The organism is Pseudomonas sp. LFS074, from assembly GCF_047978165.1.
Classification (GTDB): Bacteria; Pseudomonadota; Gammaproteobacteria; order Pseudomonadales; family Pseudomonadaceae; genus Aquipseudomonas; species Aquipseudomonas putida_P.
In genome coordinates, this window is record NZ_JBFPFV010000002.1 from 1,019,428 (window position 1) to 1,037,517 (window position 18,090).

At 60.0% G+C, this 18,090-nt stretch carries 19 protein-coding genes; 14 read left to right on the top strand and 5 right to left on the bottom strand.

What is annotated here, in order from left to right:
- Positions 1-218: 218 nt before the first annotated feature.
- The 4 genes from ACNQP3_RS22850 to ACNQP3_RS22865 all read left to right on the top strand — a co-directional run bounded on the left by ACNQP3_RS22850 (position 219) and on the right by ACNQP3_RS22865 (position 3,140).
- Entirely contained in the window at positions 219-1,502 is a 1,284-nt protein-coding gene (locus ACNQP3_RS22850) for a site-specific integrase (RefSeq protein WP_016488743.1), read from the top strand.
- Between the two features lie 18 nt (positions 1,503-1,520).
- On the top strand, positions 1,521-2,057 hold the full coding sequence (locus tag ACNQP3_RS22855) for a hypothetical protein (protein WP_016488744.1): 537 nt from the start codon (positions 1,521-1,523) through the stop codon (positions 2,055-2,057).
- Positions 2,058-2,144: 87 nt separating this feature from the next.
- Complete coding sequence (locus tag ACNQP3_RS22860) at positions 2,145-2,681, top strand: hypothetical protein (protein WP_016488745.1); 537 nt, start codon at positions 2,145-2,147, stop codon at positions 2,679-2,681.
- 135 nt (positions 2,682-2,816) lie between these two features.
- Positions 2,817-3,140 carry a hypothetical protein gene (locus tag ACNQP3_RS22865; RefSeq protein WP_016488746.1) on the top strand — a complete coding sequence of 108 codons (324 nt, stop codon included), beginning with the start codon at positions 2,817-2,819 and terminating at the stop codon, positions 3,138-3,140.
- Between the two features lie 21 nt (positions 3,141-3,161).
- Here ACNQP3_RS22865 and ACNQP3_RS22870 read toward each other — a convergent pair whose 3' ends face one another.
- Complete coding sequence (locus ACNQP3_RS22870; protein WP_186506734.1) at positions 3,162-3,338, bottom strand: hypothetical protein; 177 nt, start codon at positions 3,336-3,338, stop codon at positions 3,162-3,164.
- An 84-nt stretch (positions 3,339-3,422) separates the two neighbouring features.
- Here ACNQP3_RS22870 and ACNQP3_RS22875 point away from each other — a divergent pair, with 84 nt between their 5' ends.
- The 6 genes from ACNQP3_RS22875 to ACNQP3_RS22900 all read left to right on the top strand — a co-directional run bounded on the left by ACNQP3_RS22875 (position 3,423) and on the right by ACNQP3_RS22900 (position 7,487).
- Positions 3,423-3,821, top strand: coding sequence for a hypothetical protein (locus ACNQP3_RS22875; protein ID WP_016488747.1), 399 nt, complete (start codon positions 3,423-3,425; stop codon positions 3,819-3,821).
- A 54-nt stretch (positions 3,822-3,875) separates the two neighbouring features.
- Positions 3,876-4,892 (top strand): hypothetical protein, encoded by a 1,017-nt coding sequence (locus ACNQP3_RS22880; protein WP_016488748.1) that lies wholly within the window; start codon positions 3,876-3,878, stop codon positions 4,890-4,892.
- 287 nt (positions 4,893-5,179) lie between these two features.
- Positions 5,180-5,644 carry a Rha family transcriptional regulator gene (locus ACNQP3_RS22885; protein ID WP_016488749.1) on the top strand — a complete coding sequence of 155 codons (465 nt, stop codon included), beginning with the start codon at positions 5,180-5,182 and terminating at the stop codon, positions 5,642-5,644.
- A 682-nt stretch (positions 5,645-6,326) separates the two neighbouring features.
- The gene (locus ACNQP3_RS22890; RefSeq protein WP_012273856.1) at positions 6,327-6,803 is read left to right on the top strand and encodes a YchJ family protein; all 477 of its coding nucleotides are present in this window, start codon (positions 6,327-6,329) and stop codon (positions 6,801-6,803) included.
- A 2-nt stretch (positions 6,804-6,805) separates the two neighbouring features.
- Positions 6,806-7,282 (top strand): LEA type 2 family protein, encoded by a 477-nt coding sequence (locus ACNQP3_RS22895; RefSeq protein WP_012273857.1) that lies wholly within the window; start codon positions 6,806-6,808, stop codon positions 7,280-7,282.
- 7 nt (positions 7,283-7,289) lie between these two features.
- A complete protein-coding gene (locus ACNQP3_RS22900) occupies positions 7,290-7,487 on the top strand; it encodes an SEC-C metal-binding domain-containing protein (RefSeq protein WP_009684590.1) in 198 nt (65 codons plus the stop codon).
- 30 nt (positions 7,488-7,517) lie between these two features.
- Here ACNQP3_RS22900 and ACNQP3_RS22905 read toward each other — a convergent pair whose 3' ends face one another.
- From ACNQP3_RS22905 to ACNQP3_RS22920, 4 genes are read right to left on the bottom strand one after another with little or no spacing between them, the layout of a single operon-like run.
- Positions 7,518-8,420 (bottom strand): pyridoxal-phosphate dependent enzyme, encoded by a 903-nt coding sequence (locus ACNQP3_RS22905; RefSeq protein ID WP_012273858.1) that lies wholly within the window; start codon positions 8,418-8,420, stop codon positions 7,518-7,520.
- Positions 8,417-9,628, bottom strand: a complete 1,212-nt coding sequence (locus ACNQP3_RS22910; RefSeq protein WP_012273859.1) for an MFS transporter — start codon at positions 9,626-9,628, stop codon at positions 8,417-8,419. The genes ACNQP3_RS22905 and ACNQP3_RS22910 overlap by 4 nt, the downstream gene beginning before the upstream one ends.
- Positions 9,625-10,413: an alanyl-tRNA editing protein gene (locus tag ACNQP3_RS22915; protein WP_012273860.1), complete on the bottom strand. Its 789-nt coding sequence runs from the start codon at positions 10,411-10,413 to the stop codon at positions 9,625-9,627. The genes ACNQP3_RS22910 and ACNQP3_RS22915 overlap by 4 nt, the downstream gene beginning before the upstream one ends.
- The gene (locus ACNQP3_RS22920; protein WP_041166578.1) at positions 10,410-11,123 is read right to left on the bottom strand and encodes a serine O-acetyltransferase; all 714 of its coding nucleotides are present in this window, start codon (positions 11,121-11,123) and stop codon (positions 10,410-10,412) included. The genes ACNQP3_RS22915 and ACNQP3_RS22920 overlap by 4 nt, the downstream gene beginning before the upstream one ends.
- A 172-nt stretch (positions 11,124-11,295) precedes the next feature.
- On the opposite strand from ACNQP3_RS22920, the gene ACNQP3_RS22925 reads away from it, so the two are divergent.
- The 4 genes from ACNQP3_RS22925 to ACNQP3_RS22940 all read left to right on the top strand — a co-directional run bounded on the left by ACNQP3_RS22925 (position 11,296) and on the right by ACNQP3_RS22940 (position 17,987).
- Positions 11,296-12,636, top strand: a complete 1,341-nt coding sequence (locus ACNQP3_RS22925; RefSeq protein WP_060493577.1) for a PLP-dependent aminotransferase family protein — start codon at positions 11,296-11,298, stop codon at positions 12,634-12,636.
- Positions 12,637-12,739: 103 nt separating this feature from the next.
- On the top strand, positions 12,740-15,181 hold the full coding sequence (locus ACNQP3_RS22930) for a penicillin acylase family protein (protein ID WP_264316490.1): 2,442 nt from the start codon (positions 12,740-12,742) through the stop codon (positions 15,179-15,181).
- A 134-nt stretch (positions 15,182-15,315) separates the two neighbouring features.
- Positions 15,316-16,332 (top strand): ligase-associated DNA damage response exonuclease, encoded by a 1,017-nt coding sequence (locus ACNQP3_RS22935; RefSeq protein ID WP_012273864.1) that lies wholly within the window; start codon positions 15,316-15,318, stop codon positions 16,330-16,332.
- Positions 16,329-17,987, top strand: coding sequence for an ATP-dependent DNA ligase (locus ACNQP3_RS22940; protein WP_264316491.1), 1,659 nt, complete (start codon positions 16,329-16,331; stop codon positions 17,985-17,987). Before ACNQP3_RS22935 ends, ACNQP3_RS22940 begins: the two co-directional genes overlap by 4 nt.
- Positions 17,988-18,090: the final 103 nt, after the last annotated feature.

An 18,090-nucleotide genomic window follows, 5' to 3' on the forward strand; every position in this document is an offset into this window, starting at 1 on the left:
TATCAAGGGCTTACCTAACCATGACCTCCAGCATTGCTATGCCCGTGCAGGGCCAAGTGTCACCAGCCTGTCACCAGCCTTGTCACCAACGACCAGCTCAGGACCTTTCTGTCTGGCATTACAGGCGCTCGGGGATCTACTACCTGAGGGTCCGTCCACGGGGCTGCTCTGCCCGTAGTCTCACCATCTCTCTAAGATCTACCGATAGGCCGACCGCTATGCAGTTCTCCAAGGACATCCTCAAGACACTGGCTGTCTTCCACCTCGACCGCCCGGAGGCTTCGTGGGAGGACCTTAAGGAACGCCTCAAGGAGATCGCTGAAGACGCCCTACAGGGCCATAGCGAGGACTCACGGGGCCTCTACATGGAGCTTTACGACCAGATGAGCAACCACCTCGCTGAGGCTGTCTCGACTGGTCGATTCAATGTGAACCAGCAACGGGCCATAGGCACGGGTCAACGAGTGCTCAGGGCTGCTCAGGAGCGTCTTGAGGGTCGTCCGCAGGACCTCACAGAGATCATCGGGGAGCTATCTTGTGGCACGTCTGTAGCCCCTCCTGTGTCCCTATCTGTATTACCGTCTGGCGAGCCGACAACCTTTGAGACCCTCTCAGGGCTCTATCTGGCTGAGCGCAAAGGCAACGTCACCGCCACCACTCACAAATCAGTTACGTCAGCCTGCCGGACCCTCAGCGGGCTCCTTGGAGACTTGAACCTCAAGACCCACACTCGGGCCGATATGGTGGCGCTCAAGGAGAAAATCATTGATGGTCGCAAACCTCTGACATCCAACAAGCTACTAACTCAGCTATCAACGGTGATGAGCTGGGCGGTAAATAACGGTTTCCTTGAGCGCTCCTTTGATAAGGGCTTGAAGATTGAGCGAGGCGCTGAGAGCACTCGCAAGCCCCTGACTCAGGATCAGGTGATCACAATCATGGATCACGCGAATGGTCTGGCTATTGACGACTGGAAGCGCTGGGCGTTGTCCCTTGGGGTTCTTACAGGTGCCCGTATTGGCGAGATCTACCAGTTGAACAAAGAGGACATCAAGCAGGTGGACGGAATCACCGTTATCGACATCAACAAAGATGAGAACGGTGGCAAGACCCTGAAGAATAGCTTCTCTGTGAGACAAGTCCCTCTGGTTGATGGGGCCTATGGGTTCTCCCTTCAGACCTTCCTTGAGTGGGTCAGCGCCAACGAAGGCCGTCTGTTCAAGGCAAAGGAACATTATTTCAACAAGCCGCTCAATGAGGCTCTAAGGGAACCTCTGGGGCTGGCCTCTGGGGGCGACCAATCGTTTCACTCCCTGAGACACTCGTTGTCGGGTCTTCTGAAGGCCGCTGCGACCCCTGAGGTCATCTCACAGGGAATAACTGGGCATAGCTCAGGGACGATTACATACGACCTGTATGCAGGGTCTCAAAGGATTCCAGTGGGAACCCTCCATGAGGCTCTGGTGAAAGCGTTTACAATGGCCACAAAAGAATTCCAGTAGTCAGGACAAGGAAGACATATGGAAACTACAAACGAAGCAAACTATATCAAATGGCTACTTACCGACCAGATGATTGACATAGTGGCAGCCGTGAGCATGGGCCGAGAGGTTATCAGTCAATTCAAGGAGGACCGGCTTACGACTCGACAGGCCATGGGCAAAATTCGAGTATGCAATCACTCGATCATTCTCACGCTCTTTAAGCTACACGAGCTAAGGAAGAAATACGGAAAGTTCCTGAACACGCTACCACGTGAAGAAACAGCGGGTATTTTCAAGGATGCTGCCGACATCGAAAATAAAAAGATTTGCAAATTCAGGAATAGCTACGCGGCTCACATATTTGACAAAGAGACAATGCAGCCCATATCCATGCAAAAGGGCGAAGAACTCTTAAACTTAATCACCGGAAAAGATAACGACCAGTGCGAAGCTTTTTACGACTGGCTCTATCCACTTCAATGGAGTATCGAGAAGCCCTGTGTTGTCTCCAACATCGAACGCCTTAGGGCATATTGCCGACAACTTCCCGGTGGTGAGTTAGAACGCCCTTAGCGGCAATGCAAGCGGGTCTGAGGATCGGTGTCGTTAAAACCCCTCACTATTGCCACAGCTTCGTGGTGATGATTGAGGACCGATCCAATGACAAGCTACGACCCAGCCCAGCAAGAAGCCATCCACACCGCCCAGTGCGCGATTCCGAAGCGCGGACGAGGCCGTCCCACCAAGATCATCGTCAATCTTTTCCATGGATTCATCGGCCCACATACGTTCTGGGGTCAGTATCCAACGTTCGCTATGGACATCCTTGAGGGCATCGCAAGGCTGGACTGGCATGACCGGGGCATCGGCGTAGGCGGTTCATCCAAGCCATTGTCCGTGAAGCGCCTTGTAGCCATTCTTGCGGAACTCGAAGTCGTCTCAGCGGCCACCGTAATGACCCAATACAGGCTTGGCCTTCGGCAGGCTCAACGCTATGTGAAAGCCATTGAGTTGGCGATGCCGTTCCTACTCAAAAGCCGACCCGATGGCCTGACCCACGAGATGCGTTATGGATTCCTCAAGGATTCGACACGGCCCAGTGAATGGGAAGACCAGTTGCAGCCGCCAAGCGCTGAAGACCTCGCGAAGCTGCACCACGACCTCCGGACACTGGGGGCGGAAGGCGGCTCTGATTAAATGCCGCATACTATTAAAACCTCAACGACCGTCTTTGAGATCAGAGCATCGACCAGCCTCAGAGAGAGAGGGGGTAGTGATAATAATCACCCCTCCCTTTCATCCATCTCATAGAAATCATTAAGGAGACACAACATGACCATCTATCAAGCCACCGATGCGCTCACTGAAGACGACCTGATCACACTGTCTCGTGTCTTCCCCACGCCTTCCCGTCCTCAATTGGTCATCGTTAAGAACCTACTCAACGACCGCAAAGCCAGCTACAGGACATACGAGAACGGAGTTGTCTCATTCGACATTGACGCTCTGATCAAAGAGGTGTCCTTTCAAGGCTCTCCAAGGACGGCCTCAAGGGTCTCCGAACTGGTCTCGCTTGGGGTCAGTCTTCAGGCTCTCGCTAAGACGCCTTTGAGTATCCCAATGGCCGGAAATGACCCAATCAAGATCAGACTTTAAGATGCCCTGTCAAGGTGTCGTTTAAAACCCCTCACTATTGGGACAGACCTTCAACCCAATAAAAGATTCTCTCCCTGCTACATCGACCGTCGCCACGGTTGTTCCTTTCAGATGCCCTCTCAGGCTGCCATGTCCTGATAGACCAGCATCACCAATAACCAAACCCAGAACCTTTTGATCGACCTTGAAGATGCCCACGAGGCTCCCTCCTTGGCCGTCTGGTCGTGCGCGTGTCTATGGCGCAAGGTCGATCAAAGGGTCGCCTATAGGAGATCCAAACCAATGAACATCACCATCACCAAAGTCCTGAAGAACGAAGTAACTGTGTCGGGCCAGACCCTCAATCGTGAGTATGTCGAGAACGTAATGCTGCCCTTGCTGATGGCCCAGTGTGGCCGGAACAACGGCGCTAAGTTCGGAGTGATCAAAGCCTTCGACGAAGCCGGTCTGTCCCTCAAGGCCATCTCTGAGGACGCCGTGACCTACTTCGAGACCAAGCGGGTACAGAAGGCAGAGCGTGAAAAGCTCCAACGAGAAGCCGATGAGCGCGCTGAGCGACTCCGTGAGCCAACCCCTCGCGAACTGGCCCAAGCGAAAGCCGATAAGGAGGAACGTGCAGCAGCCCATCGTGCGCACGCTCAGAAGATCTTAGCGGCTCGCTCTCGCAACAACGGCTGGTAACTCCAGACCCTGCCCGATCACTTCCCTACTAATCTATTCAGGAGACCCATTCCCATGAAACCAATCAATCAATTCGTAAAGCCGTCCACCTACACCACCGCCATCATCAACGATGGTAGTGAGCATCTGGGCGGGTCTATTCGCTTCAACACTGCCGATGTCCGTAGCGAGACCGAAGCGGCCACCGATCCGTCTGTCTATGTGCAGGCTCTCGTAGAGGCCGCTGAGGACTACTTGAACGGTGATGAGTGGCGTGAGGCTGCCATGGAGGCGACTCCTTGCGAGTTCCGTCCTGCTGGCGCGGAGGCAACTGGTCAGCAGATCATCGCGATGGCCGACCGTACCGTCACCTTCGACCCTCGCAAGAACTGGGATAACCAGACCATCAGCAAAGGCGAAGTCCTGGCCGGGTCTGTGATCTTCACGGAGCCAACCGATACCGCTCTGGTCATCAGTCACCGTGCCACCATCCTTGATCACAACATTCAGGCGGGTTTCACTGAGGGCTCTTTGGCTCAGACCGCTGACAAGATCCTGCGTGACATCGAACTGAGCGCTGCGGGCAAGATCGCTGGCATCCTCTCGACTGCTCCGAGCACCGAAGTGTTTTCTGAGGCCAAGCCAACCGGCAAGCCTGTAGAGATCGCTGAGGACCTCATTGACCTCTTGACGACCCACATCAACCAGACCGTAGGCACCTCGCTGTCTGACTTTGTGGTCCTGCTGCCTGTGTCTCTGGTAGCGGTGCTTGAGCGTGCTGCTCAGCGTGCTGGCGTGGGTGACATTGAGGACCTCATTGGTGCCTCCGTGCAGCCTTACAGTGGCACTGATTACGGCCTGTTCCTGCTGCCGAAGCACTTCACATCGCTGAGCTATCGCGAAGGCCGTGACGGCAACGTTTGGAAGATCGAAGCAACCCGCAACGGTGCCCATCAGGCATGGGACATTGAGATCATGACTGTCGTAGACATCGTGGCTAACGGCAAGGTCAAGGTGAAGCTGACTGCCGATGGTCTCCAGACCCAGACTGTCGCCTTCCCAATGATCACCAACATCAAGCTCACTGCCTGATCGTTTGATCTATGAGAGCCCCGTAAGGCCGATCCAAGAGGGACCGGCAGGGGCACTATCAGACGATGTGCAGATTTGCATATCGCTCCACCTTCCCGAAATTTCGTGAAGCTTCTCCTTAAAGAGGACGCCCCAAATCTGGGGAGACCTATTCGCCCGTCGCTGGGCATCACCCAATCCAGTCTTTCTGATAGTGCCTTTCATGCCACGCCGGGTCCCTTTGTCGGGGTCTGGATGCTCGGCTGTGGGTGCGACCTGAAGGGCACTACCAAAAGGAAATCGACACTATGAACATGATCAACAGCACCGCAACCATCTTCGAGAAAATCTCCAAGACTGGAGCGGTCTCCCCAACGACCCTCAACGGCTTACCCGGTATGTCGTCCTTGGAGATCGCGGAGATCACCGGGAAGAACCACAAGCACGTCCTTCGGGACATCCGAAAGATGCTCAACGAGATCGGCCCAGATTTGGACCAATGTCAGTATGTCGAGACCAAGGCACCAGATGGCTATGGTCGTTTCCAGCCGCTGACCATCCTCGACAAGGAGCTGACCTTTACGCTGCTCTCCCGGTATTCCTTCAAGCTGTCCAATATGATCGTCAAGCGCTGGCTTGAACTGGAAGGCTCAGGCTTTGAACGTGTGTCGGTACAGGCCGCTGTGGTCCACCTGATCGAGCGTGAGAAGGACAACTATCGAATCGCAATGAGGGACATCAGGACCGCTGCAAGGCGTCTCAAGGCCCGCTGAGGCCGTTGATTGATACTTCCTCAAACGAAGCGTGACGGGCTATGCTCAATAGCTAAGTTGCCCACAAAAAGGTCCCGCGATGAGTGTCACACTGTGCTACACCTACAAGGGCAAACGGGTAGTCACTAAGGTGCCTGTCGAGTCTCTGACACCACATGCGGCGCTATGCTATGCCTTGCTTCAATCAGGCGCTTCTAATGACCAATCCCAAGGGAGCTGGCCGCATTCATATGAGCGCCTCCTTGAGGTAGCCCTGCAACACGAACTCACAGACGTTCGCTTTCACAAGTCACTCTAATCCCTCAAGGAGAACCCCATGGACCACCTACAGGCCCTCTACTGGGTCTGTCTGGTTGTCCGGCTGGTCTTCTGGCTGTGGGCGCACAGGCCACCGTAAAGACTTTTCGCGTTTTGCCACAAAAATCTGAGAGACCACCTCATTCATACTGCCCGCCAAGGTTCCCCCGTGTGCCCTCGCGCAGGTCCGCACAGGCGATAAGGACCCCAGAATGGGAGACTCAAAGGTCACCTCAGAGGCTCGCCAACTGTCACCAACGCTGTCACCATGTTGTCACCAGAAACCCTTGAGGTCCGCTATGAAGCCCGCTACGCTTGGCCTGCCGCCAGCCCCCTCACAGTTCTGGGCCAACCCTGAAAACTTCGGCAAGTACTGGTGGTGATGATGAGTGTCTCGGTCTGCCCTTGTGGCAGTGGCAACCTGCTTGACGCCTGCTGCGGGCATTACCATGCCGGCACCCCGGCACCGGATGCCCAGGCACTGATGCGCTCACGCTACAGTGCCTACGTGCTGGGCCTGGTCGACTACTTGGTGGCCACGACCCTGCCGGCCCAGCAGGCCGACCTGGACCGCGCCGCCATGGCAGCCTGGAGCGCCCAAAGCACCTGGCTGGGCCTGGAGGTAGAGAGCGCCGAAGTGCTGGGCGGCCAGCCGGAACACGGCTTTGTCACCTTCACCGCACGCTGGCACGACCAGGACGGCGATCACCAGCACCGCGAGCGTTCGGCGTTCGTACAGCATGCCGGGCGCTGGTACTTCATCGACCCCACGGTCGGGCTGAAGGCCGGGCGCAACGACCCCTGCCCCTGCGCCAGCGGGCAGAAGTTCAAGAAGTGCTGCGCCAGTTACGTGGGGAGCTGAACATGATCGACCGCGCCCGTCTGCTGTTGCTCGGTACGCTGATGGCATTGCTGACGGGCTGCGCCAGTTGGGGTGGCGACGACTGGCGCGAACCCGAAGTGCACCTGGTCGAGGTCGAAACGGTCAAGGCCAGGCTGCTGGAGCAGGAGTTCGTGTTGCACCTGCGGGTCGACAACCCCAATGACAGCCGCCTGTTCATCCGCAACCTGTCGTATGCCGTTCGCCTCAACGACCTGCTGCTGGTGCAGGATGAAACCAGCGTATGGCGCAGCGTGGGCGGGCACGCCCAGCGCACCTTCAAGATCACCGCGCGAACCAACCTGTGGCAGCACCTCAAGCCACTGGCCAAGCTGCTACGCAGCAAGCAGCCGCTGCATTACACCCTGCAGGGCGAACTGGCGACCGGGCTGCTCATCCATCGAGACCTGCACTTATCGCGCAGTGGTGAGATAATCCCCGGCGATCACATCCCGGAGTAACCCTGCAATGTCCCAACAACCCCACGTTCATGGCCCTGACTGCAACCACGACCATGATCACCACCACGATCACGGCCATGTGCACGGCCCGCACTGCAACCACGGCCACCAGGAGCCGGTACGCAACGCCCTGAAGGACGTTGGCCGTAACGACCCCTGCCCGTGCGGCAGCGAAAAGAAGTTCAAGAAGTGCCACGGCGCCTGATCTGACCTGCCCCCTGCTGTGGGCTTGTGCCTACGCGGCTTTGCGTCGGTTCGTCCCCAGCAGGTCCTGGTACCACAGGCCGGCGTCATAGGCGATGGTCACCAAGGTGGTTGCGGCATAGCGCGGGTGCTGGGCCATACGTTGGGCGACCGCAAGGCAGGCTGCGGCGGTATTGCCGACGAAAATGCCACTTTGCATGTAGAACCAGCGCTGCGCGGCCAGCATTTCGGCATGTTGCACCTGAGCCCGTTCGTCCACCAGCGACCAGTCCATGAACGGCGGGCAAACGCCCACCGCCATGCCTTCAAAGCGATGATCGGCGAACACCCCAGCCCGCGAGTCACAGCCGCTGGGGTCGACCAGCACCGTCGACACCTCGAAGCCATGGTCCTTCAGCCCCAGGGTAATACCCGTGAAGCTGGCGCCAGTGCCTGCGCAGCCGACAAACAGGATCTCCCGCCCGGCCCCGGCATTGGTCAGTTGCACGGCCAGCTCGCTGGCTGTCTGGTAGCGATGCGCCTCGACACCCACCGGGTTGTTGAATTGATCGGTATAAAAGTATGACTTGCCCAGCGCGGCCTGGTTTTCCAGGTGATGCATCACCACATCCTTGGGTGTGGCACCGGCCATCAGCATTTCCTTGCCAATCAGCCGTGCACCGAAGCACTCCAGCAGGTCCCGCTTGGTCTGGCTGAAACTCAACCCGACTGCCAGCTCAACGGCGACTTGGTGCTTGTGGCAAGCCGCCAGCAAGCCAAAACCGAAACTGCCGCCGGTTTTTTCGATGACGGTTGTCACACCGGGAATGATATTGCCATTGCGCACGGCATGCTCGACGATGCGCCGGGCCGCACGGTATTTGTGGCTACCGCCCGGGTTGTTCATTTCCAACTTGGTGTAGATGCGTTCGCTGACACTGATGAGCTCGCTCATTTGCGGCTACCTTCCATTGAAGTATGCAAGCAGGCCTTGTTCTGCAGCAGGCCGGCAGTGGCGACCAGCAGCCCGATGCACAGGACCATGCAGATGGCATTGGTGCCGTCCCAGCCAACCGAACTCAGCAACAGCGAAGGGCTGAATGCGCCGAGGGTGGCGAAAATGGCAATCGCCAGGTCGTTCTTGCCCTGCATCTGCATCGCCGCCGGGCTGTTTTGCAGCGACTGAGCGAGCAAGGCACCGCCGCCTACATACGTCAGGTTCCAACCCAGCCCGAGGGCAATCAGCGCCAGGGTCATCATGGCGTAGCTGTGCGACCAGATATTCATCGCCGAACAGCCGATCAACAGGGCCAGGCCCGCGCAAATGGTGGTCCTGATACCCAGCCGCTGGATGATGGCGCCGGTGAAGAACGACGGGGCGAACATGGCAATCACATGCCACTGGATCGCCAGGCGCACGTCAGAGAAGTCCTCATGCATGTGCTTCATGTGCATCGAGGCCTGGATCATCAACAGGTTCATGATCCCGTAGCCCAGCGCGGCAACCGCCATGGCCACCATCACGCTTGGGCTCGCAGGCTCAGTGCGGGCGCTAGACGACTTGGCTGCGTTGTTGACCGCACGGGCCACCCCTGCATCGTTGGGCAGGCACAGGGCGATCAGCAGTGACAGCAACGCCAGGCCGACAAACGCGGCATAACACAGCGAAAACAGTGGGTAACCGCCCACATCCCGCAGCCACTCGGTGAGCGTCGGCCCGACGACAGCAGCAATGACGCCCCCTGCCACGACCAGCGAAAGGGCTTTGGGCTTAAGGGCCTGGGAAAGATTATCGGTGGCCGCGAACCGGTTGAAGTTGGCGAACGCGATATACACACCCAACGCAGAATGGCTGAGTACCAGGGTTGGAAAATGCTGGTGCTCCACCGCCAGGAAGCCGCTTACACCCGACAACGCCAAGGGGATCGCCCCCAGCATGAAGGCCTTTTTGCGGCCAATGCGGCCCATCAACCTGGAGACCGGATAGGTTGCCAACATCAGGCACAGGAACTGGAACCCGTACGGCACCGTGGACCACGCAGCGTCAGGCGCCAGCGCCGCGCCAACGATGGCGGCCATGGTCACCGACATGACAGCAGTCGTCAGGTTGATCGACTGTGCGGTGAAATACAGGTACGTGCGCCGCGGTAGCGTGCTGTTCATAGTGCATGCTCGTGATAGGTAGACAGGTCGATTTCGGCCTCGGGGAACACGCAGATCAGCCGTTCCTTGCCTTTACCCAGGCGTTTGCGCCTGACGCTCAGGTGCCCGATGCGCCGAGGTGAATCGAGGTGTGTGCCACCACACGGGATCTCGATGCCGTTGTAGGTCCACAAGCGCGCGTCTTCCAGCCCATCGACCGCGTAGTGCTCGATGGGCGCTTCGCAGCCGATCAGTTCATTGGCCCGCCGTTCTATTTCAACCACGTCCTCGGCGGTGAAGGCGTCCTCGACCAGGAAATCGAAACGTGCCGAGTCCTCTTTGATGTGACAGCCGATGGTCCATTGCTTCAACTCTTCTCGCAGCCCGATGGCGGCGGCATACAAGAAGTGGCTGGCACTGTGAGACAGCGTCAGCCGTTCGCGCCGTTCAATATCGATGGTGACGCGGGCCGGCATACCTGCGGTGACTTCATCGAGCAAGTGCAGGTCATCGGGGTGCAGGCTGTGAATAATGATGCCGCCCAGCTTTCCGCCTTTGAAACCTTCAAGGCGAATGGGGCTACCGTAAAGTTTTTTAACCCAGATGAAGCGTACGGTACCGATGGGAAGTTCAATGGTACCCATGTCTGCCTCCTGGCCACCGCCTTCCGGGTAGGCCACGGTACTTTGCAACTCGATACCGTCACTGTGCACCCGCGTTACTTGCGTGTTTGCACCGGCCTGGTATTGGTCTTTGTAATACAATTTCTCGGTGTTGCGTAAAACTTCATAGTTGAGAGCATTCATGGTTCAAGTACCACCTGCAATGATGTTTTTATCTGTACCCGAGCAGCGGCGGGGACATCTTTGGTAATAATGCAACCCGGCCCGATAAACGCGCCGTCGCCGACGTGGATAGCACCCAGCACACTGGCGAAAGCGCCGATCTGTACCCGGTTGCCAAGGGTCGGGTGCCGGGCGCTGGAAGGGTTGTCACTGATGCCTCGGGCGCCCAGGGTGACACCGCCGAGCACGTAGCAATCGTCACCAATGGTCGAGGTCTCACCAATGACGGTGCCCATGCCGTGATCGATGATGAAGCGCGCACCGATGCGGCTGCGGAAATGGATCTCCGCCCCCGAGAGCATCTTTCCGCGCCTGGAGATCATGGCAGCCAGGCATTGGCCGCCGGCGCCGTAGGTGGAGGCCGTATTACGGTAAATCCAATGGGCAAGTCGATAGTGCAAAACCGCCGAGTAAGAGGTGTAGGTTTTTGCAATGAATACCAGGTCACGGCCAGCCGCCGGATCTTTCTGGGCAAAGGCCTGCAAGTCGGCATGGGCCTGTTCAGAAACACTTTCAATAACCAATGTTTCTTTCAGCGCCTCGAACTCGTCGATTGAACAGCACTCCAACAACGCCGAGGTCACAAGGTTTTTTACAACTTTGAATGACGCCAGTTCATCAGGCACAGGGAGCCTGGCAATCACGGCTGATTGCATGTCCATAGTATGCATGGGCTTGATATCCAGTTGTCTGGTGTGCACAGACGCTAAAAGTGCTGCCTTTGCTGGCAGCCGAAAGTTCCGACAAGGGGATAGTGGCATGTACTGGCCATTTGCAAACGAACAGTCGACAAGCATTTCCGTTAACTGTTAGGCTTTTTTTTCTAACGGTTTCGGACCTGCCATGAACCCCAGCAGCCTTCATCACCTGTTGAAACAACGCCTGGATGCCGGCGAGTGGTTGCCAGGGCAACGCATGCCCTCCATCCGCAAGCTGACGGCTGCGGTCGACTTCAGTTACCACGACGTCGTATCGGCCTATGCCCAGCTGGTCAGCGAAGGTGTGTTGACGGCCTCACCCGGCCGTGGTTATTTCGTCGCAAACCGGGCCCGGCAAGCGAGCGTTATCCACGAACCCGAGTGCATGGCCGGTGATCCGCTGTTCCGGCTGCTGCAGGGCGGCCAGCATTACACCAAGCTGGGCAGCGGCTGGCTGCCCCCTGCATGGCGAGACACCGAGCTGCTGGCCAAGGCCATTCGGCGCACGGCGCGGCTGGAGCAAAGCTCACTGGCAGAGTACGGCGACATCCAGGGCTACCTGCCCATGCGCAAGCAGTTGTGCGTGCACATGAAGCGGCTGACCCGTGTCGAAGCCCGCCCCAACCAGTTGCTGACCACGCTGGGTGCCACGCAAGGCCTGGACCTGGTCGCACGGTTGTTGATCAAACCAGGCGACCACGTTTTCGTCGACGAACCAGGCAACGGCAACCTGATCAAGCTGATCCAGCTGGCGGGCGGGCACGTGGTCGGCATTCGGCGAACCCAGGACGGGCCGGACGTGGAAGAAATGAGAAGCTACCTGGCCACGCACAAGGTCAAGGCGTTCTTTTGCAACAGCACGTTCCACAACCCGACCGGTAGCAACATCAGCCCCCATAACGCCTTCAGCGTCCTGCGCCTGGCGGTGGAGCACGAGTTTTTCGTGGTCGAGGATGATGTGTATGGCGACTTCAGCCCTGCCGTGCGCCAGACCTTTGCCGAGCTGGACAACCTTGACCGGGTTATTTACGTCGGTAGCTTCTCCAAATGCCTGTCGGCATCACTGCGTGTGGGTTTCATTGCCTGCTCGCAAGACCTGATCGAACCACTGACACGCCTGAAACTGCTGACCTGCGTCGCCGTGCCGGCGTTTTGCGAACGCTTCGTCAACACCATATTGTCTGACGGCACCTATGCCCGACACATGAAGGACGTGCAGCAGCGCCTGATCCGTCAGCAAGTGCAGACCCAACGCTTGTTGCTCGAGCGCGGCTGGCAGTTCGATATTGCGCCGCAAGGCGGCATGTTCCTCTGGGTCTACCACCCGGGCCTGCCAAACCTGCAACCTTTCATGCGCAAACTGGAACAACACAAGATCTTGTTGATGCCCGGTTCAGCATTTGCGGTCAGCCGTGACTACCAACGCTACGCGCGTATCAATTGCACGCATTTTTCCGACACCTTGGCTGACCACTTCGACGTTTGACCCGGCGTAATCAAATAAACCGACCTGGGACCTTGCACGGCGCCTGCGCGCTTACTACCTTAGCGCCTTTCCAAACCAGCCTCGCCTTGCAGGAGCCCTTGTCATGGCAGCCCCCGCCTTTCCTCCCTTCCGCCTGCGGTTCACCACCGCTGCCACGCTGCTCGGCATGCTCGGGCTGGCCGGCTGCCAGACGGGCGGCTACCAGGACAGCGTGCCACCGACCAGTGGCGTGCAGCCACTCAAAGGCCTGGCGCAGAATGTTTCGGTACGGCGCAATGCCATGGGCGCGCCGCTGATCGAAAGCAGCAGCTTCCATGATGCGCTGTTCAGCCTGGGCTATGTGCACGCCGGCGACCGCATCGAACAGATGGTCGCCATGCGCCTGCTCGCCCAGGGCCGCCTGGCCGAACTGGCCGGCAGCGAAGCGCTGGATATCGACCGCCTGATGCGCGCCGCCAACCTCAAGCAGAGCGCGGCCCAGCAATACGCCGACGCATCACCACGGCTCAAGCGCTTCTTCGAAGTGTATGCGCGCGGGGTAAACGCCTACCTGTTCCGCTATCGCGACAAGCTGCCGGCCGCCCTGGCCAGCAGCGGCTATCGCCCCGAATACTGGAAGCCCGAAGACTCGGCGCTGATCTTTTGCCTATATGCCTTCAGCCAGTCGGTGAACCTGCAGGAAGAACTCAGCGCCCTGACCCTGGCGCAGAAAACCGGCAGCGACAAGCTGGCCTGGCTGCTGCCTGGGGCCCCCGACGAGCCGTTGGCCGAAAGCGAAGTGGACAAGCTCAAGGGCCTGAACCTGGCCAGCCAGTTGCCGGGGCTGCCAGCCTTGGCGGCTGCCAGCCAGAAGCTGGCCGACCTTGACCTGCTCGGCAGCCCGGGTTCGGCCAACCTGGCCCTGGCCCCGCAGCGCAGCCGCAGCGGCAAGAGCCTGCTGGCCAGCGACAGCCGTGCCGCCTGGGCCCTGAGCCCGGTACAAATCAACACCAGCAAGTACCAGGTTGCCGGCCTGTCGTTGCCTGGCTTGCCGATCGTGCTGGCCGGCTATAACGGCAAGCTGGCCTGGAGCAGCAGCGCGGTAATGGCCGACAACCAGGACCTGTTCATCGAGCAGCTGCGCCGCCAGGGCAGCCAGCTGAGCTACCTGGCCGACGGCAAATGGCTGCCAGCTCGCGCCCGTAGCGAAACCTTCTTTGTGCGTGGCCAACGCCCCCTGCGCGAAGTGATGTATGACACCCGCCACGGCACCTTGCTGGCCCAGCCAGACAACGCCAGCCTTGGCTTGGCGCTGAACCTGCCACAGTTCAAGGGTGACCGCAGCCTGGATGCACTGTTCGACCTGACCCGGGCCAAGAACGTGGAACGGGCCTTCGACAGCACCCGTGAAGTCACTGCTGCTGCCCTCAACTTCGTGTTCGCCGAACCTGAGCACATCGGCTGGCAAGTCAGTGGCCGCTACCCCAACCGCCGCGAAGGCCAGGGCTTGTTACCTTCGCCGGGCTGGGATGGGCGTTACGACTGGGACGGCTATGCCGACCCGATGCTGCACCCGTATGACCAGGACCCACCTGCAGGCTGGATCGGCCACGCCAACCAGCGCAGCCTGCCGCGCGGCTACGGCATGCAGCTGTCCAGCACCTGGTATTACCCCGAACGCGCCGAACGCCTGGCCCAGCTTGCCGGCAACGGGCGCCACGACAGCCGCAGCCTGATGGCCCTGCAGAACGATCAGGTGACCTTGCTGGCCGACAAGCTCAAGCAGATGTTCGACGCCCCTGGCATGGCCCAGCCGCTGAAGCAGGCGATCGACGCCCTACCGGCAGCCCAGCGTGACAAGGCCCGGGACACGCTGGCCCGCCTGAAGGCCTTCGATGGCCGCTTGAGCCCGGTGTCGGCGGATGCCGCACTGTACGAATTGTTCTTGCAGGAGGTCGCGCGGCAGACCTTCCTCGATGACCTGGGCCCGGAGTCTGGCCCAGCCTGGCAGGCGTTCGTCAGCAATGCGCGCTTGTCGTTCTCGGCGCAGGCCGATCACCTGCTGGGCCGCGACGACAGCCCGTTCTGGGATGACCGCAATACTCCGCAAAAAGAAGACAAGCCCGCCATCCTCGCCCGCAGCCTGGCCAGTGCGATGGATACCGGAATCGCGCAACTGGGCGCCGACCGCCGCGCCTGGCAATGGGGCAAGCTGCACCAATACCGCTGGCCGGCACCGGCCTACCATGGCCTGGGCGATGCCATCAGCCGTTCGCCCCTGGCCGCTGGCGGCGACTTTTCCACCCTGGCCCTGACGCCATACGCCTGGGGCAGCGACTTCGCCACCCGCCTGCCAGCCTCGGCGCGGATGGTCGTCGATTTCGGCCAGGCCGAACCGTTGCAGGTGCTGACCAGCAGCGGCCAGTCAGGCAACCCGGCCAGCGCACATTACAGCGACGGGCTGGATGCCTGGTTCAAAGGGCGCTTCATGAGCCTGCCGCTGCAGCAGCAGAACTTCGGGCGGGCGTATGGCAACCAGCGCCTGACCTTGGTGCCGGGTCGGTAAGGCATTGATCAAATGATGGGCGGGTGCGGGTACCGAGCGCTGCCAGTTTTCCGCCCAACACCCGCCCCAACCCGTCCGAACTTCCCCCCATCACCACCGCTCCTAACTGGTAACCCAACCAGTGCACATAGCCCATGGACCTTGTCATCGCCCGCCCCGAAGGCCTGTACTGCCCGCCCGGCGATTTCTACATCGACCCTTGGCGGCCCGTGGACCGAGCCGTGATCACCCATGGCCACGGTGACCATGCGCGCACCGGTAATGGCCATTATCTGACCGCCAGCCCTGGTGCCGGTATTCTGCGCAGTCGTCTGGGCCTGGATATCGATTTGCAGACACTGCCCTACGGCGAACGCTTGCTGCACCACGGGGTAACCCTGAGCCTGCACCCGGCCGGGCACGTGCTGGGCTCGGCACAGGTGCGCCTGGAGTATCAGGGTGAAGTCTGGGTTGCATCCGGTGACTACAAGGTAGAGCCCGACGGCACCTGCACCCCGTTCGAACCGGTGGCGTGCCACACCTTCATCACCGAATCGACCTTCGGTCTGCCGATCTACCGCTGGCCCAGGCAAAGCGAAATCTTTGCAGGCATCAATGCCTGGTGGCTGGCCAATCGCGAACAGGGCAAGGCCAGCGTGCTGTTCTGCTATGCCTTCGGCAAGGCCCAGCGGATTCTCCATGGGCTGAATGCCAGCATCGGCCCGATTCTTGTGCATGGCGCCATCGAGCCGCTCAACCGGGTATACCGGGACGCCGGTGTCCACCTGCCGGAAACGCGCTATGCAGGCGATATCCCACGCAACGACCCACTGCTGCGCCAGGCACTGGTGCTGGCCCCGCCGTCAGCCAGCGGCAGCAGCTGGATGCGCCGTTTCGGCGATTACAGCGACGCCTTCGCCAGCGGCTGGATGCTGCTACGCGGTACCCGCAGGCGGCGCGGCGTGGACCGGGGTTTCGTGCTGTCCGACCACGCCGACTGGCCCGGCCTGCTCTGGGCCATTGGCCAGACCGGCGCCGAGCGGGTGATGGTCACCCACGGCTCGGTCAACGTCCTGGTGCGCTACCTCAACGAACAAGGCCTGGATGCCCGCGCCTTCGTCACCGAGTATGGCGACGAGGACGACGTGCCGAACACCGGGCCTTCGCCATGAAAGCCTTTGCCATGTTGTACCTGCGCCTGGACGCGACTACCTCCAGCAACGCCAAGCTTGAGGCACTGCGCGACTACTTCGGCACAGCCCCCGCTAACGACGCCGCCTGGGCAGTGTACTTTCTGGCCGGGGGGCGCCCACGTCAGCTGGTGCCTACCCGCCTTTTGCGTGAAATGGCCACGGCCCTGGCCTGCCTGCCGGACTGGCTGTTCGAAGAAAGCTATCAGGCGGTGGGCGACTTGGCCGAGACCATTTCGCTGCTGTTACCGCAGCACATCGATGGCAGCGAGGAAGGCCTGGCCACTTGGGTAGAGCAGCACTTGCTGCCCCTGCGCGGGCTGCCACCCGAGCATATCCGGCAGCGCTTGCCGGCGCTCTGGGCGCAGCTGGATCGCCCCAGCCTGATGGTGTGCCTGAAGCTGATCACCGGGAGTTTTCGCGTGGGCGTGTCGAAGCTGCTGGTCACCCGCGCCCTGGCGCAACTGGCCGGGCTGGACGCCAAACGCGTAGCCCAGCGCCTGGTCGGTTACACCGACATCAGCCATCGCCCCACGGCGGCCGACTACCAGCAACTGATCGCTCCAGAGACCGCCGATGAGCACAGCCAGCGTGGCGGGCAACCCTACCCCTTCTTCCTGGCCCACCCGCTGCAAGCCTCCACCGACCAGTTCGATACCCTGCTCGGCCCCCCAAGCGACTGGCAAATCGAGTGGAAGTGGGACGGCATTCGCGCCCAGGTGGTCAAGCGCGAGGGCCAGTTGTGGGTCTGGTCGCGCGGTGAGGAACTGGTTACCGAGCGGTTCCCAGAACTGCACAGCCTGGCGCAGACGTTGCCCGATGGCGTTGTGCTCGACGGTGAGATTCTGGTTTGGAAGCCTGGTGATACAGGGGCTGAACTGGCCGTGCAGCCTTTCGCCTTGCTACAGCAGCGCATCGGCCGCAAAACGCTGGGCAAAAAAATGCTGCACGATGCGCCGGTGGTGCTGCAGGCCTACGACCTGTTGGAGTGGCAAGGCGAAGACTGGCGCAGCCGACCGCAGCACGAACGCCGTAGCCAACTGGAACGCTTGGTCGATGAGCACCCGCTTGCCCCCGTGCTGCTGTCGCCGCTGCTGACAGGCCCGGACTGGGCCGACTTTGCCCACCAGCGCGAGCTGTCGCGCAGCCTGGGTGTCGAGGGCCTGATGCTCAAGCAGCGCGAAGCCCTCTACGGCGTGGGGCGCACCAAGGATATGGGCACCTGGTGGAAGTGGAAGATCGACCCGTTCAGCGTCGATGCCGTGCTGATCTATGCCCAGCGTGGGCATGGGCGACGGGCTAGCCTGTACAGCGACTACACCTTTGCCGTGTGGGACGCCCCGGCTGGCACGCCAGGGCGGGTGCTGGTGCCCTTTGCCAAGGCCTATTCGGGGCTCACTGACGAAGAAATGCGCAAGGTCGATACCATCGTTCGCAAGACCACGGTGGAAACCTTTGGCCCGGTGCGCAGTGTGACGCCAACGCTGGTGTTCGAGCTGGGCTTCGAAGGCATCGCCCTGTCTCGACGCCACAAAAGCGGTATTGCCGTGCGCTTTCCGCGCATGCTGCGCTGGCGGCTGGACAAGCCGGTGGACGAGGCAGATGACTTGGCGACCTTGCAGGCGCTACTGGCCTGAAGAGGCCAGTGCGGTAATCAGGGCTACACGGATGGAGGCGAAAGGCTGAAAACTATGCTTCTATCTGTGTGCCGACCCGTGTCGCAGACCGTTTTCGCTACGC